Source organism: Deltaproteobacteria bacterium (assembly GCA_016210005.1).
Lineage (GTDB): Bacteria > Desulfobacterota > Binatia > HRBIN30 > JACQVA1 > JACQVA1.
Genome location: JACQVA010000030.1, coordinates 1 through 14,190 on the forward strand (window position 1 = coordinate 1; position 14,190 = coordinate 14,190).

At 65.3% G+C, this 14,190-nt stretch carries 21 protein-coding genes; 11 read left to right on the top strand and 10 right to left on the bottom strand.

The window, feature by feature from the left end:
• Nucleotides 1-203 precede the first annotated feature (203 nt).
• The 3 genes from HY699_04190 to HY699_04200 all read left to right on the top strand — a co-directional run bounded on the left by HY699_04190 (nt 204) and on the right by HY699_04200 (nt 3,394).
• On the top strand, nt 204-1,907 hold the full coding sequence (locus HY699_04190) for an aldehyde ferredoxin oxidoreductase (protein MBI4515000.1): 1,704 nt from the start codon (nt 204-206) through the stop codon (nt 1,905-1,907).
• A gap of 136 nt (nt 1,908-2,043) precedes the next feature.
• Nucleotides 2,044-2,223 carry a SelT/SelW/SelH family protein gene (locus HY699_04195; protein MBI4515001.1) on the top strand — a complete coding sequence of 60 codons (180 nt, stop codon included), beginning with the start codon at nt 2,044-2,046 and terminating at the stop codon, nt 2,221-2,223.
• A 43-nt stretch (nt 2,224-2,266) separates the two neighbouring features.
• Entirely contained in the window at nt 2,267-3,394 is a 1,128-nt protein-coding gene (locus HY699_04200; GenBank protein ID MBI4515002.1) for a HAMP domain-containing histidine kinase, read from the top strand.
• A gap of 38 nt (nt 3,395-3,432) precedes the next feature.
• Here the strand turns inward: HY699_04200 and HY699_04205 are convergent, their stop codons facing one another.
• Together HY699_04205 and HY699_04210 are read right to left on the bottom strand one after the other, a co-directional pair.
• Complete coding sequence (locus HY699_04205) at nt 3,433-3,648, bottom strand: hypothetical protein (protein ID MBI4515003.1); 216 nt, start codon at nt 3,646-3,648, stop codon at nt 3,433-3,435.
• A gap of 48 nt (nt 3,649-3,696) precedes the next feature.
• Nucleotides 3,697-4,197 (bottom strand): FKBP-type peptidyl-prolyl cis-trans isomerase, encoded by a 501-nt coding sequence (locus HY699_04210; GenBank protein MBI4515004.1) that lies wholly within the window; start codon nt 4,195-4,197, stop codon nt 3,697-3,699.
• A gap of 250 nt (nt 4,198-4,447) precedes the next feature.
• On the opposite strand from HY699_04210, the gene HY699_04215 reads away from it, so the two are divergent.
• Genes HY699_04215 through HY699_04225 form a run of 3 tightly spaced genes read left to right on the top strand, consistent with a single transcriptional unit; the run spans nt 4,448 to nt 6,810 of the window.
• The gene (locus HY699_04215) at nt 4,448-5,281 is read left to right on the top strand and encodes an SAM-dependent chlorinase/fluorinase (GenBank protein MBI4515005.1); all 834 of its coding nucleotides are present in this window, start codon (nt 4,448-4,450) and stop codon (nt 5,279-5,281) included.
• 6 nt (nt 5,282-5,287) lie between these two features.
• Nucleotides 5,288-6,352 carry a site-2 protease family protein gene (locus tag HY699_04220; protein MBI4515006.1) on the top strand — a complete coding sequence of 355 codons (1,065 nt, stop codon included), beginning with the start codon at nt 5,288-5,290 and terminating at the stop codon, nt 6,350-6,352.
• Entirely contained in the window at nt 6,349-6,810 is a 462-nt protein-coding gene (locus tag HY699_04225) for a cytidine/deoxycytidylate deaminase family protein (GenBank protein MBI4515007.1), read from the top strand. The genes HY699_04220 and HY699_04225 overlap by 4 nt, the downstream gene beginning before the upstream one ends.
• Nucleotides 6,811-6,900: 90 nt before the next feature.
• Here the strand turns inward: HY699_04225 and HY699_04230 are convergent, their stop codons facing one another.
• The 5 genes from HY699_04230 to HY699_04250 form a co-directional block, all read right to left on the bottom strand.
• Nucleotides 6,901-7,287 carry a hypothetical protein gene (locus tag HY699_04230; protein MBI4515008.1) on the bottom strand — a complete coding sequence of 129 codons (387 nt, stop codon included), beginning with the start codon at nt 7,285-7,287 and terminating at the stop codon, nt 6,901-6,903.
• A 261-nt stretch (nt 7,288-7,548) separates the two neighbouring features.
• Nucleotides 7,549-8,172: a response regulator transcription factor gene (locus HY699_04235; GenBank protein ID MBI4515009.1), complete on the bottom strand. Its 624-nt coding sequence runs from the start codon at nt 8,170-8,172 to the stop codon at nt 7,549-7,551.
• A gap of 120 nt (nt 8,173-8,292) precedes the next feature.
• On the bottom strand, nt 8,293-8,937 hold the full coding sequence (locus tag HY699_04240) for a response regulator transcription factor (protein MBI4515010.1): 645 nt from the start codon (nt 8,935-8,937) through the stop codon (nt 8,293-8,295).
• Nucleotides 8,909-10,264, bottom strand: coding sequence for a sensor histidine kinase (locus HY699_04245; protein MBI4515011.1), 1,356 nt, complete (start codon nt 10,262-10,264; stop codon nt 8,909-8,911). Before HY699_04245 ends, HY699_04240 begins: the two co-directional genes overlap by 29 nt.
• A 35-nt stretch (nt 10,265-10,299) precedes the next feature.
• Nucleotides 10,300-10,683, bottom strand: coding sequence for a hypothetical protein (locus HY699_04250; GenBank protein MBI4515012.1), 384 nt, complete (start codon nt 10,681-10,683; stop codon nt 10,300-10,302).
• Between the two features lie 297 nt (nt 10,684-10,980).
• Between HY699_04250 and HY699_04255 the strand changes: the two genes are divergently transcribed.
• The 5 genes from HY699_04255 (at nt 10,981) to HY699_04275 (ending at nt 12,722) form a co-directional block, all read left to right on the top strand.
• Nucleotides 10,981-11,229: an AbrB/MazE/SpoVT family DNA-binding domain-containing protein gene (locus HY699_04255; protein MBI4515013.1), complete on the top strand. Its 249-nt coding sequence runs from the start codon at nt 10,981-10,983 to the stop codon at nt 11,227-11,229.
• On the top strand, nt 11,223-11,396 hold the full coding sequence (locus tag HY699_04260) for a type II toxin-antitoxin system PemK/MazF family toxin (protein MBI4515014.1): 174 nt from the start codon (nt 11,223-11,225) through the stop codon (nt 11,394-11,396). The genes HY699_04255 and HY699_04260 overlap by 7 nt, the downstream gene beginning before the upstream one ends.
• A 223-nt stretch (nt 11,397-11,619) precedes the next feature.
• On the top strand, nt 11,620-11,904 hold the full coding sequence (locus HY699_04265) for a BrnT family toxin (protein MBI4515015.1): 285 nt from the start codon (nt 11,620-11,622) through the stop codon (nt 11,902-11,904).
• Nucleotides 11,864-12,211 (top strand): BrnA antitoxin family protein, encoded by a 348-nt coding sequence (locus HY699_04270; GenBank protein MBI4515016.1) that lies wholly within the window; start codon nt 11,864-11,866, stop codon nt 12,209-12,211. Before HY699_04265 ends, HY699_04270 begins: the two co-directional genes overlap by 41 nt.
• Before the next feature lie 184 nt (nt 12,212-12,395).
• Nucleotides 12,396-12,722 (top strand): phage integrase N-terminal SAM-like domain-containing protein, encoded by a 327-nt coding sequence (locus tag HY699_04275; GenBank protein ID MBI4515017.1) that lies wholly within the window; start codon nt 12,396-12,398, stop codon nt 12,720-12,722.
• An 89-nt stretch (nt 12,723-12,811) separates the two neighbouring features.
• Here HY699_04275 and HY699_04280 read toward each other — a convergent pair whose 3' ends face one another.
• The 3 genes from HY699_04280 to HY699_04290 all read right to left on the bottom strand — a co-directional run bounded on the left by HY699_04280 (nt 12,812) and on the right by HY699_04290 (nt 14,021).
• Nucleotides 12,812-13,489 (bottom strand): hemolysin III family protein, encoded by a 678-nt coding sequence (locus tag HY699_04280; GenBank protein ID MBI4515018.1) that lies wholly within the window; start codon nt 13,487-13,489, stop codon nt 12,812-12,814.
• 143 nt (nt 13,490-13,632) lie between these two features.
• Nucleotides 13,633-13,869, bottom strand: coding sequence for a hypothetical protein (locus HY699_04285; GenBank protein MBI4515019.1), 237 nt, complete (start codon nt 13,867-13,869; stop codon nt 13,633-13,635).
• A complete protein-coding gene (locus HY699_04290; protein ID MBI4515020.1) occupies nt 13,869-14,021 on the bottom strand; it encodes a hypothetical protein in 153 nt (50 codons plus the stop codon). The genes HY699_04285 and HY699_04290 overlap by 1 nt, the downstream gene beginning before the upstream one ends.
• Between the last annotated feature and the right edge of the window lie 169 nt (nt 14,022-14,190).

Genomic DNA, 14,190 nt, shown 5'->3' on the forward strand with positions numbered 1-14,190 from the left:
GATGACAAATTGCGTCCCTTTCGGCCATGGGCCTCGGCCTGACAGTACACAGTACTGTCAGACTGGTGAGGATTTGCCCGGTCGGCTGCACGTTACCCACAGATTTGTCGCACACCCGCGCGCACCCGGCCTCTCCCCCCTGCTTTTCTCGGCCCGTGTCTCTGTGTTACACGAGAGGCATCGTTTCCGGAAAGGGGAATGGCATGGATCGGATACTGCGCGTGAACATGGCGACGCTAACCATTACAGAGGAGCCGTATCCGGCGCAATGGACCGCCCTCGGCGGCCGCGCGCTCTCGGCGAAGATCCTGCTCAAGGAGGTGGACCCGGCCTGTGATCCGCTCGGCCCCGGGAACAAACTGGTCTTGGCTCCGGGTTGCTTGGCCGGCTCCACCGCGCCGACCTCGGGCCGAATGAGTGTCGGGGCCAAGAGCCCACTGACCAAAGGGATCAAAGAAGCCAACACCGGCGGTCAGCCCGGCCAAAAGCTGATGCGGCTGGGATATCGAGCGATCATCGTCGAGGGCCAACCCGCGGATGCTTCGAAACGCTACCTGCTGGCGATAAACAAGAACGGCGTCAGCTTGAAAGAGCGCGCTGATCTCAAGGGGCTGCGTACCTACGCCTGCTGCGGCAAGCTGGCGGCCGAGTCCGGAAAACGGGCTGCCTTCATCGTCTGTGGGCCGGCGGGCGAAGCGCGGCTGACGGGCGCCAGTGTGGCCTTCACCGACGAAGACAACCGCTATCCTACGCGCCACGCCGCCCGCGGTGGGCTCGGTGCAGTCATGGGATCGAAGGGGCTCAAGGCGGTGGTGGTGGACGACGAAGGCACCTCGGCGCGTGCCGCCAAGGATCCGCAGGGGTTCAAGGAGCTGGTCGTCAGCATGACCAAAGCCTACAAGGAAGGGCCGCAATTTTTCGCGCGCGGCACCTCGGCCGTAGTGCCGATGGCGAACATGATGGACACCTTGCCGACGCGCAACCGGCGCGAGATGAAATTCGAGCACGCCGACGCGATCGACGGCGCCCGCATCATCGAGAACTTCGCGACTCGCGGCGGCGGCATGCACAACTGCATGACCGGCTGCGTGGTGCAGTGCTCCAACATCGTCCACGCTCCCGACGGCAGTTACCGCACCTCCGCGCTCGAGTTCGAGACCATCGCCTTGATGGGCTCGAACTGCTCCATCGGCGACCTCGATGCCATCGCCAGCATGGATCGCCTGTGCGATGAGCTCGGCCTCGACACCATCGAAACCGGCAGCGCCCTCGCCGTGGCGATGGATGGCGGAACGTTGCCGTTCGGCGACGCGGACGCCGCCATCCGCACGCTCGAAGGAGTTGACCGCGGCGAGGAGCTGAGCCTGGCGGTGGCCAACGGCGCGGCCTACACCGGCAAGAAGTACCGCGTTGCCCGCATCCCGGTGGTCAAGGGGCAAGCGATCCCGGCGTGGGAGCCGCGTACCCTCAAGGCGACCGGGGTGACATACTGCACCAGCCCGATGGGGGCAGACCATACCGCCGGTCTGATCGTTATGCCCGTGCCCGATCTCGCGCGCGCCTCGCAGGACGCGCAACTCGCCAATGCCATCTGCGATTCCAGCGGCTTCTGCCAGTTCATGCAGCCGTCGATCGCGGAGATGCGGCAGTACTTCAATCTCATGTATGGGCTGGCGCTGAGCGATGCCGACATCGTCAGCTACGGCTGGCAGTGCTTGCAGGAGGAGTGGGAGTTCAACCGCCGCGCCGGGCTGACCGAGGCCGACGACCGCTTCCCCGAGTGGATGGCCACCGAGGCGATCCCGTCCAACGGGGCGGTGTTCGACGTGCCCGCCGAGGAGCTGCGCCGCGTCTTCACCCAGATGGAGATCACCCCCGAGTTGCTGATGATGCGCACGGGGAGCTGAACGATCGGCCCGGTCAGCAGGCCGCTGTGGTCACGGGCGGTCGCGTTCGCCATCGCGGCGGCGTCACAGGAGTCGAGTCATGCACGTGTCGATCACTTGGTGTGTACCTTGAAACTATCGGCCACGCGCGGCCAGTTTGGCTGCGTCACTGAAAGAGCGCTTCGGCGCGGAGACCGAGCTGGTTCCCGGCAAGGACGGCGTCTTTGACGTCCGCGTCGATGGCGCGGTGGTGTTTTCCAAACACCGCGTTGGGCGCTTTCCCGAGCCGGGCGAGGTGGAACGTGCCATCGAGCAGCTACACGCCGGCAAGGCTTAGGTTCAGGTCGTAACGGTGGCGTCGCCGCGGAACTGAGCGGGGCATGGCCGAATCGCCGGCGAGTCAAATGGCCGCCAGCCGGGCGCAGACCGCGCTGCTGGCCGCCGAGCGGTATCTCAGAACCCATCCGGGCGCGGTCGGTATGCTAGCGGTATGTGCGTTCGTAGTGATCGGCGTGGTGCACCTACGGGCGGACGGCGAGCTGTCGATGGCGATTACCTACGTCGTGCCGCTGGCGGTGTGCGCGTATGCCTTGGGGGCAGTGGCCGGAGCCACAATGGCGATCGGCATCGCGGTGTTGTTCTTCCTCGACGCCATCAACCGGGACTTCACGATCGATGAAGCAGTCATGGGCTTCACCGCGCGGGTGGTGGGCAACTTGGGTATCGTCGCGATCTCGGCGGTGGCGGCCATGGCGGCGCGCGCGCGCGAGCACTATCTGGAAGCGCAACAGGACTTGGTCAGCTTACGGGCGGATCTGGTATCGGCGTTCTCGCATGATTTGCGGGCACCGCTGACCGCCATCACCGGCTACGCCGAGCTGTTGCGGTACAGCCCGGGCGGTGATGCGGCGCTGCCACTGCCCGAGGCACTCGACCGTATTCTCGCCAACGCCGCGCGCATTGATCACTTGATCGGGGACATGCTGGTGGCCGGCGAGGGTGCCAGCGTACCACCGGTGCAGGCCAGCCGTTTTGCTCCCGAGGAGTTGGTGGCGGCGTTGCGGGCGGAGTTCGACGATGCGCCATGCCCGAGCGGAGTGAGTTTGAGCTGGGTTGTGGCGCCGGAGACGCCGCCGCTTCAGACCGATCGCGACAAGTTGATGTCGGTGGTGCGCAACCTGGTCGGCAATGCCCTGAAGTTTACCAGCGAAGGCAGCGTCGCCGTTCGCCTCGGTTACGATCGCGAGGCGGGAATGCACCGGATCGAGGTTGCCGATACCGGCCCCGGCATCGCCGCGGAGGAGTTGACCCAGGTTTTCCAGCGCTTCTACCGTGCGGCCCGCACTAGCCAGCGCGGCGGATTCGGCGTCGGGCTGTTCATCGTCAAGCGCTTCACCGAGTTGCTCGGCGGCACTGTCAGCGTGCAGAGCCAGCTCGGGCGCGGCACCGCCTTCGTAGTCAGCCTGCCGGCCGCCGCGCAACCCGCCGGCGCGCCGCCAACGGCGTAAGCACGTGCGGGCGCTGTCGCAGTGCCCGGCGGCAGGTTTCAGCGTTCCCAGACGAGGTACTCGTCGAGTAGCTGCTCACCGGCGGTGACGGGATGCGGACCAGTGATCACCAAGCCCCCGCGGGTGTTGCTGGCGGGCAGGCGTAGCGTGGCGCGGTCGCGATCAAGTGCGGCCCAGCACTCGTCGTCCGAAGGGCGCGGGGTACCCCGTGGCACCCTGACGAAGGCTAGAGCCAATGAGGTACCGCCGTACATGGCTAGCTAGTTCTTGCTCGGGATTGTCGCACGGGCGGCGGCCACGGGCTACGGCCGGATTTCGAGCAGTTCGACATCGAAGGTGAGCCGTGCGTTAGGTGGCACGGCACCGCCGGCGCCGCGGGCGCCGTAGCCGAGTTCCGGCGGTATGATCAGCCGGCGCACGCCGCCGATCTTCATTGAGGCCACGCCCTCGTCCCACCCTTTGATCACCTGGCCGGCGGCGACCTTGAAGCCGAACGGCTTACCGCGGTCGCGCGATGAATCGAACTTCTTGCCGTCATCGAGCCAGCCGGTGTAGTGCACAAGCGCGGTCTGCCCCGACTGCGGGCTAGCGCCGTCGCCGACCTTGAAGTCGATATACTGTAAGCCGGAGGCGGTGGTGATTGGCTTGGCGTCGGTCTTTTGCATAGTTGTCCCCGCAAGTTGGTCTTTCTCTGGCTTCGGGTTTGGAGCATCAGCCGCGTGGGTGTAGCCGCTCAGTGCCACTATGGCCAACGCAGCCAGCACACGCGACAACCGCATTCCGCTCACCACAGCTCTGTGCATTACCTTTCCTCCCGCCAACGAAGTGGGCGCACCGTACCGACCAAGGCAGGTTGCGTCAAGGCACCGCCACGCGACCGGTTTTATGGGTCTCGTTGGGGTTAACAGCCCGTTGAGAGACGCGACGCACGAATACCGCCCCGGGGTGCGCGTTGCTCCGCTGCCGTTTGACAGAGTGCGGCGGTTGCGGCACAGCCGGGACCCATCGATGGCATCCAGGGCACGGGCAAAGGCGGGGCCGCGGCCGAACGGCATCGTGACGTTGCTGACCGATTTCGGCACCGGCGGCGTCTTTGCCGGTATCATGAAGGGCGTGCTGCTTAGGGTGAATCCGCTCGCGCGCCTGGTCGATCTGACCCACGAGATTCCACCCCATGACGTGCTGGCGGGGGCGCTGCTGCTGCGCAGTGCCGTGCGCTATTTCCCGGCCGGGACGGTGCACTTGGCGGTGGTGGATCCTGGCGTCGGCGGCACGCGGCGGGCTCTGGCGCTGGCGGCGGGGGACGCGCTACTGGTCGGACCGGACAACGGATTGCTGTCGCTGGCCGCGAACGCCTTGGGCATCAGCCGGGCGCACGCGATCGATATCGCGAAGCTGGCGGCCCGCAAGTTCAGCGGCGGCCCAATCAGCCAGACGTTTCACGGCCGCGACGTGTTCGCACCGGTGGCGGCGCAGCTTTCCATGGGTGTGCCGCTAGCCTCGGTGGGGCCGGCGGTGGAGAACCTCGAGGAGCTGCGCCTACCGGTTTGCCGCGCCGGCGCGCGCGCGATTACCGGCCAGGTCATTCACGTCGATCGCTTCGGCAATCTGATCACCAACGTCGCGCTGAGTGATCTGCGGCAGCTAGGCGGCTTTTCTGAGGACTCTGTTTACGTTAGCATCCACGGCGAGCGCATTGATGGAATCGTGCCCGCCTACGCCACCGTCCCGGAAGGAGCCCTGCTGGCGATAATCGGGAGCTGGGAGCTGCTCGAAATCGCGGTGCGTAACGGCAACGCCGCACACCGCTTCGGGGTCACCCGAGGCGCGCGGGTGCGCATTGGCGCCATTCGCGCCGCGGGAAGACGAGCGGGAAGACGAGATTGATAAATCATGAGACTGTTCCGCCGACCGGCAGCGATTGACGACCATTATACGGTGACCACGACGTGGGCGGAGCCCGCTGTACGGCCGCGCGCCCAGCGGTTGCCGCTGCTCCATATCGTGCTGTTTGTCGCCACATTCGTCACCACCTCGATGGCGGGGGCGTACGAAGCCGGGGTGGATCCCTTCGCCGATCTCGGCAACCTGCGCGCCGGCTTTCCATTCTCTGTGACCCTGTTGTCGATCCTGCTGTTTCACGAGATGGGCCACTACATCTTCTCCCGCGTCCACGGCGTACGGGCGACCTTGCCCTATTTCATCCCGGGGCTGCCGTTCATGATCGGCACCTTCGGCGCCTTCATTCGCATGCAGTCGCCGCCACGGACCCGGCGCGCGCTCTTCGACGTCGGGGCGGCCGGGCCATGGGCTGGTTTCCTGGTGGCGGTGCCGGCGATCGTGATCGGACTGCGGTTGTCGCAGGTGTTGCCGAACGCCGATTACGAAGGGGGCATGTACCTGGGCGAGTCCGTGATCTTCTCGCTGCTGAGCCGACTGACGCTCGGGGCGCTGCCTGACGACGTCATGATCCGGTTGCATCCAATCGCCACCGCCGGCTGGTTCGGGCTCTTTGTCACGTTCCTCAACCTGCTGCCGGTGGGCCAGCTTGACGGCGGCCACGTGTCGTACTCGATGTTCGGCCCGCGACATCGCTGGGTGTCACGCGCGTTCCTGGTGGCGATCCTGTTTCTCGGTACGCAGGGTTGGCCGGGATGGTTTTTTTGGGCGGTGCTGGTCACGGTGTTGGGTCTGGATCACCCGCCGACGATGGATTGGTGGACACCGCTCGACGGCCGGCGGCGGCTGGCGGCCTGGCTGACGGTGGCCCTGTTTGCGCTCACCTTCATGCCCGCCCCATTCTTCGAGGGTCAACCGGTCCCGCAGCGCCAGTTCGAAGGCGACAAGATCCCGGTGTCGACGCGGCTTGCGCCACGCCCGCAAGCGCGCCGCCGTCTAGGAATCGGCGGCCGCCGCAGCCCGGGCAACGCCCCCACAGCCAGAGGAATCTTGCTATGAGCGAACGGCCGACTTGGGACCAGTACTTCATGACGATCACGCGCGAGGTGGCAGAACGCTCCACCTGCATGCGCGCCAAGGTCGGCGCCGTCATCGTTCGCGAGCGCAGCATCTTGGCCACCGGCTACAACGGTTCACCCGCCGGCTTGCCCCATTGCACCGAAGCCGGCTGCCTGATCTATCGCTCGCAAACCCCCAGCGGCGACACCGAGGAGAACTGCTTCAGGACGATTCACGCCGAGATCAACGCGATCGCGCAAGCGGCCAAAAACGGCGTGTCGATCCGCGACGCCTCGATCTACATCACCCACACGCCCTGTATTCACTGCTTCAAGGTCTTGCTCAACACCGGCATCACCCGCATCTGCTACGAAAGGCCGTACAAACTCGAAAGCATCGAGGAGCTACGCCGCTTCACGCGGGTGACCTTGGATCAGATCAGCCTGCCGGCAAAGTGAACCACGGTGCGCTGCCCCGCTCGCTAGCGGGTTGGCGACGCAAGCGGGGCGGGCACCGAGAGCCGGCAAGGGGGGAGCCGGCCCCCGGTGTCACCCGGCCGCGGCCTGGCTGGTTACCAGCGGTTGCCGGTATTCCCGGCGCTGGCGCAGCCAGGACGCTTCGGCTTTCGCGGCATAGCGGCGCACCCGCACGGGCCGCTCAGCCGACGGCCGCAGCACGCAACGCCGGACATAGTCGGCGTCGATGCCGAGCGCGTCGCAGATGTTCACGAATGAGAACGGCGAAGACCGGTCTTCAGCTTGGAACCATGCCCGTTCCCGCAACCAGATCCGGTAAGCCTGGATGCGGGGGGCGCTAGGCCGGCCCACACCGAAGGTCCTGATCGCGTCGAGCAGTACCGCCAACATCAGGCGCCGCTCGCCATCTTCGGGCAGTATTTCCAGAAACTGGGTTCCCCTTCCGCGGTTGCGAGCCATGCCTTCATCCTTCCTTTCACTTACAGGATAACGGCCCCGCGCCCCCTCCAACAATCGCGTCCTTTGGGCATTTAAGCCCAAAGAACAGGTGACCAGTCACCTGTTCAGGGGGGGAGTCAGCGGCGCGAGACCGGCGAAAAGACCGGCAGGAACGAGGGGTTTCGGGTGGCCGACCGACCGGGGGTGTCTCGTGGTGGCGTGCCGGGCGGTGATAACTGATTGGGCTGGCGATTGCCGGGGCGATTCTCAACCGCGCTAGCGCTAGCTCGCCATGCCGTGGCGGATGGCATAGCGAACCAGCTCGGCGGTGGAGTGCAGGTCGAGCTTGTCGATGATGTGCTTGCGGTGAGTCTCGATGGTATTCACGCTCAGGCCCAGTGCCTCGGCGACCTCGCGATTGGTTCGACCCGAGCAAATCAGGGCGAGGACTTCGCGTTCGCGGGGGCTGAGCACGTCGGGGGCTCGCCCGCCTTCGCCGATCACAGTACGCGCCAGCGTGCCGCTGAAGTAGGTTTCTCCCTTACGCACCGCCAACACTGCGGACACCAGGTCTTGGTCATCGGCGTCTTTGAGCAAGTAGCCTTTGGCTCCTGCACCGATGCTTTGGCGCACGTACTGTTCGTCGGCGTGCATTGAGAGCATGAGCACTTGCGTGCCCGGGGTGGTGGCCGTGATTCGGCGAGTGGCCTCGATCCCGTTGAGGCCGGGCAGGCTAATGTCCATGAGCACCACATCGGGATGCAGGCTGGTGGCCGCCGTCAGCGCTTGCGCCCCGTCGCCCACTTCGCCGACGACTTCGATCTCGGGCGTGGATTCGAGGATCTTGCGCAGACCACGGCGGACCACGGTGTGGTCATCAACCAGCAACACACGCACTTTATCCATTCAACTTCAGGTGGCTTTCTTCAGGTGGCTTTCTTGAGCTGCTACCAGTTTACGGACGTTGGCGGGCACCAACAATACCGGAAACCGGGGAATTTACCCGCCAAAAGTCGGGTCACAGCGCTACTGGATCATCCCCTTACGCAGCGCGAAACGCACCATTTCGGCAGTGTTGTGCAGGTCGAGCTTCTCCATCACGTGCTTGCGGTGGCTTTCCACCGTACTCACGGCGACGTCGAGCACCTGCGCCACTTCCTTGTTGCTCTTGCCCTCGGCAATCAATTGCAGCACTTCGCGTTCTCGGTCTGACAGCACGGCGAGTTCGTCGGCGATCGGCGGGGCATCGTGGAGGTAGCCGTCGAGCACGATGCGCGAGACCGTGGGGCTGAAATAGGATCCGCCGGCGTGCAGAGCGCTGACGGCCTTCAGCAGGTCTTCGTCGTCGGCGTCCTTGAGCAAGTAGCCCTTGGCGCCCGCGTGCAGGCATTGGCGGATGTAGGCTTGGTCCGCATGCATCGAGAGAATGAGCACTTTGGTATCCGGCGCCGCCTTGGCGAGCTGGCGGGTGACCTCGACGCCGTTGAGTTCGGGCAAGCTGATGTCGACGATGGCGACCCCAGGCTTGAGGCGGGCAGCGCTCTCGACCGCCGCCCGCCCGTCGCCGGCCTCGCCCACGATCTCGACCATGGGGTCGCTCTCCAGGATGCGCCGCAGGCCACGGCGGACCACGGTGTGGTCGTCAGCCAACAAGATCCGGATCTTCGCCATATTCCTCTTCGGTTTCCGCGATCGGGGCGGTCAGCGGAATAGTCAACGCCACCTCCGTCCCGCTCCGATCGCTCGAGTCGATCGTGAAAGTACCCCGATAGATGGCTACCCGCTCGCGCATACCGAGCAAGCCCATGCCGTGATCTGGCGGCGGGTTCTGCAAGATCGCGCTGACGTCGAAGCCACGGCCGTCGTCGTGCACCACCAAGGCCGCGGCCTCGCTGTCCACTTGTAAGCGAACGCTGACGTGGCGAGCGGCGGCGTGACGTGCCACGTTGGTCAATGCTTCCTGCAACACGCGATAGAGGGCCACCTCGATCGGGCGCGGCAGGCGGGTTTCCGCCGGCGGTGCCTCCAAAGCGATCGCAATCTGCGTGCGCTCGCTGAAGCGGGTGATGTAGGAACGGATGGCTGGAACCAGCCCCAAGTCGTCCAGCACCGCCGGGCGCAGCAGTTGCGCCAGGTTGCGGACGTTTTGCAGCACGCCGCCGATTTGCTCGCGGCTCTCCCGCACGTGAGCGCGCGCCGGGCTCTCAGCGGTCAATTCCCGCTCGATCAACCCGAGCTCCATCTTGACCGCGGTGAGCGCCTGCCCGAGATCATCGTGGAGTTCACGCGCCACCCGGCGCAGCGTGCGCTCGCTCACCTGCATCATGCTCTGCGATAGGCGGCGCAAGTGCTCCTGCTGCTGCAATGACTGCCGGTAGAGCGAGTCCTTTTCCTCCGCCGCCACCGCCAGCCGCTGTTCGCGATCCTGCAAGATGCGAAAGAACCGGAAGCCGCCGCCGATGGTGACGCCGAAGATCAGGCCCTCGAACACCAGCGTCAGCCGCTGCCGCACCAGCAGCGGCACCGCTTCCACCGGCACCACCGCGACCAGCTCCAGCTGCTCGACCGCGACCAGGCCCAGCGCTATCAGCAGCGTCGCCGCCAAGCTTTGAAAGCCGACGTCGACCCCGTAGATGAGGCCATAGCTGGCGATCTTGATGACGAAGATCGGGATCAGCGGGCTGTACACCCCGCCGGACCAGTGCGCGGCCATCGCCATCGGCAGCAAGTTGGCGGCGATGTCGAACCAGACCCAAGCGCCCGTCAGCACCTGGCGCCGCTGGCGCGAGAACAACACCAAATTGGCCAGGGCATAGACCAAGAAGTTCAGATGCACCGCCCACTCGGCCACCGTCAGCGGGCTATAGAAGAAGAGCAGGATCAGCCAGCACGCCGCCCCCTCGGGCAAGCGGATGCCCAGCATCAGCCGCGCAGCCGCTCGAATGCGGCGATGCTGAATGTGCGGCCGCAAAGCGACCTGTGTTAGCTGCGCCCACATGCAACGGCTCTCGGTTGACCAGACTGCCGGCTCCTTCAGGGGCTCCAAAACAGGCCGCGAGTCATCGACTCCAACGCCGCCACCAGCAGCGGCACCCCGCCCCAAAACAGTGAAATCGCCACCACCACCGGGCCATGGCCGCGCAAAAAGTACAGCCGCTCGCCCGGAAACTCCCACCAGTGCAACCAGCGCAGGTTGGCGATCTCGTAGACCACGCCGACGGCGAAACCGATGGCGAACACAGTCGCCAAACCGAGCTGCGACGCCATCGAGGCCAGGCCGCCCATCACCAAGCCGAACATGAGCAGCACATTGAGCACCGGATAGATGGGCCGGCGGTAAACCCACAGGCGCTGGCAGTACGCATTGGTCTCGCCTGCCACCCCAATCACCAATGCGATCACGTACCAACGCAGCATGGCCTGCGGCCTAGCACACAACCGCCGGTGAAATCCACGCTGTCGTGCCCCTTTCCAGGGCTCAGGCGAAGTCACCAGAAACCGCGAAGACACCGGTAGGCCCTTTTGGGGGCTGGCGTCGCTGGGGCTTCTGGAGCGTGGCGAACGAGTCGTAGAGATCGGGAGATGAATCGGCGTGAATAGCCGCGCCTGAGCCCCGCGTTCGGCTGGTGAGGGCAGCCACACTGCGGAGCGCCACGGCGTTCGACCGAGGCCTGCTTGACAGGCACCTCCCGGTAGGTCCATTGTAATTCCGCGATGAAGACTCGACTCGTCCGCATGGGAAATTCGCGCGGCGTGCGGCTCCCCAAGCCACTGATCGAGCAGGCGGGTTTGTCCGACGAAGTAGAGCTGGAGCTGCGTGGCAACACGATTGTGATTGTGGCCCGCCCGGCACCCCGACGGGGGTGGGCAGAGGCGGCTCGAAGACTCCGGGCGGAGGGTGGCGACCAACTCCTTGATCCGCCGACACCGACGCGCTTCGACGAGACCGAGTGGCAATGGTAGCCAGCCGGTCTCCCGAGCGCGGTGAGGTGTTTCTCGTTGCGCTTGATCCGAGCCGTGGGAGTGAGAGTCGAAAGACCCGACCCTGCGTCGTCGTGTCGCCGGACGAACTGAATGGGAGCCTGCGCACGTCGCCGACACGCAGGGTGAACCCGGTGCGATCGAAGTAGTCGAGCAGGGCGATCGAGAATTTGCGGTGTCCTTTCGGCAAGCGTGCATGCGAGGCGCCGGGTGGTGTCTACTTTCGCGTCTGCCTGCTGATTTCATAGCGTTGTTTTTGTTCATGACCCGCGGCGGCTGAGCGCAAAGCGTTCGGCTGCCCTGAGAACGGTCACTTCCAAGCCTCACACGGGCACTTGACGCATATGCGCGATGCATATACACTCGCGTTCGGTGATCACCTGGGATGAGCGGAAGCGCCGGCAAAACCTGAAGGATCATGGCCTCGACTTCGCCGACCTAGAGGAATTCTTCGACGGCGACCTGCTCACTCGGGAGGACACGCGCCAAGCATATGGCGAGGTACGACTCCAAAGCGTCGGAGTGATGAACGATGTCGCGTTGTTCGTTGTGTGGACGCCACGCGGTGAAGATGGCGACGTTGCTCACCTGATCTCGGCGCGGAAGGCCGAAAAGCATGAATACAAAGCGTGGCTCGCGCGTTACGCGAAGCGGTAGGGGCAAGACAGATTGGGCGAAGCTCAGGGCGACACCCGACTCGGCAATTCGATTCACGACGGATGCGCCTCGCACCTCGCCCGAGGATTGGGCCGAGGCTGTGGCCCATCGCGGCTTGCCGGTTGCGGCGCGAAAGGAGCAAATCGCATTGCGTGTGGATGCGGAGGTGCTGGCATGGTTTCGCGCGCAAGGGGCCGGTTGGCAGACGCGCATGAACGAGGTGCTGAAGGCATACCGAGCGGCCATGGCGAGCAAAGTGCCGGCCGATCGCCATGCAGCGGACGCGCACAAGGACGCGCGCCGCTGATGGGTTGAGCGTTGAACCGCTGCGCGGTGGTGTCTGCTTTCGCGTCTGCCTGCTGATTTCATAGCGCTGTTTTTTTGTTCGTGACCTGCCGCGGCTGCGGCGACAGACTGACCTACATCACACGCGCCGATTGTGGCCGGCAACAGCCGGCCCGGCCCGGTCATCGTCGCCCAAGGAGGTCAGCATGGGCGAGTTACGCCATCGGATGGTGCAGGACATGGACGTGCGCCACTTCGCCGCACTCCAGAGGCTTCCGGCGGACGTGTCGGAGCGCATGGTCGAGGCCTATGTCGCCGGGGTAAAGGGGCTGGCGAAGTACTTCATGCGGTCCCCGGATCAGCTCAGCGAGGAGCAGGTGCAGCGCTATCTGCTGCATCTGCGCCAGGAGCGCCAGCTCTCAGAATTTGCGGTGTCCTTTCAGATCGCGAAACGGCGCGGCAGTAATTTCGCCGTGAGCGGTGGCGTAGTCACGCAACAGCGCCCGCTCGACCGCGGCCGCCGCGTAGTATGAGGTCGGGGGCAATCTTGCGACGCGGCGGCAGCGCTCGTCCGACATGTTTTGGCACACGATTTCTCGGGCAGAGCGTAAGGACGATGACCTCAGCCGCCGGCGAAGCGGGCCACGTAGGCGAAGGTCATGGCGTAGTGCGCGGCGCTGCCGGCGATGACGCACACGTGGAACAACTCGTGATGCGAGAACACCTGTGGCCACAGCCGCGGGCGCTGGGTGGCATAGAACACCATGCCGGCGGTGTAGAAGATGCCGCCGAGGCCGGCCAGCGCCACCGCTTCAAACGGCAGCCGCTGCGCCAGCGGTAGGAAGAGCGGCAGCGCCAACCACCCCTGGGTAGTCTGCAGCGTGACCGAAAACCACGGCCGCAAGCGGGGGAGGAACGCTTTCTGGGCGATGCCGGCCGCGGTGATGCCCCAGGCGCCGGCCAGCGCCGCCCAACGCAGCCAGCCCTCGAGGACGATGTAGGCGATCGGCGTGTAGGTGCCGGCGACCAGCACGTAGATCATCGAGTGGTCGAGCCGTTGCATGCGCTCTTTCCACCGTTGGCTCCAGGGTACCGAGTGATAGAGGCTGCTGACCGTGTAGAGCGCCACCAGGCTGAGGCCGAAGGTCAGCAATGCCAGGCGCTGCGACAGCCCACCGGCACAGCGAATCCATAGCGCGATCGCCCCGGCCACCGACAGCAACGCCGCCGTTCCGTGCAGAAATCCGCGCACCGGGTTCTGCATCCGGCCGAGGGTAAACCGTTGAGTTTCGAGATGCATAGGCGTTGAGTGTACACGGCCGCAGCGGCACAGCCAACCGTTTTCGCAACAAACCCCCAACAGACCCGCGACCTGGGCGGCCTGGTGCTCACGATCACGCACTCACGCCCCGTGGCGCGCCGCGTCGCCGCCGGGACGACGGCTCAGCGCACGGTCTTGACGGCAGCGCGCTCCTGGTCCCACTTGTTGAGGCGCCCGAAGAGGACGCGCAGGCTGCGCGGGCCGAGGTGCGGTAGGGGATGGTTGACGACGCAGAGCTTGGTCAGCTCGCTCTCTTCGCCAGCTATCAGCTCAGCGATGATCCGCCCCGCGGCTTGCGAGAACGCGACCCCCTCGCCGTTGTAAGCGACGCCACAATAGATGTTCTTGTGCTCTCCCATCACGCCGACCGAGGGCGTGAGAGCGCCTCGGTGGCAATCACGTAGCTGCACAGCGGTAAGACGCGGTCGCGAAGGAACCCGAGCTTGGGCGCGTAGCCGTTGAGGCCGAGCACGAGCACCGGCGGGCTGATCTCGCCCATCTCGGTTTCCACGCGGTGAACTTTGCCCGGCGTCACCCGGAGCACGATCGTGCGCTTGACCGGGCGCGCGCGTTGGCGCTAGGACACGGACGCATGAAGAAACGCACCAGGACAGCCCCGGACATGTTCACCACCAGCATCGCCCTCGACCGCGCGACCTACAAGCAGCTTGGGCACTTGG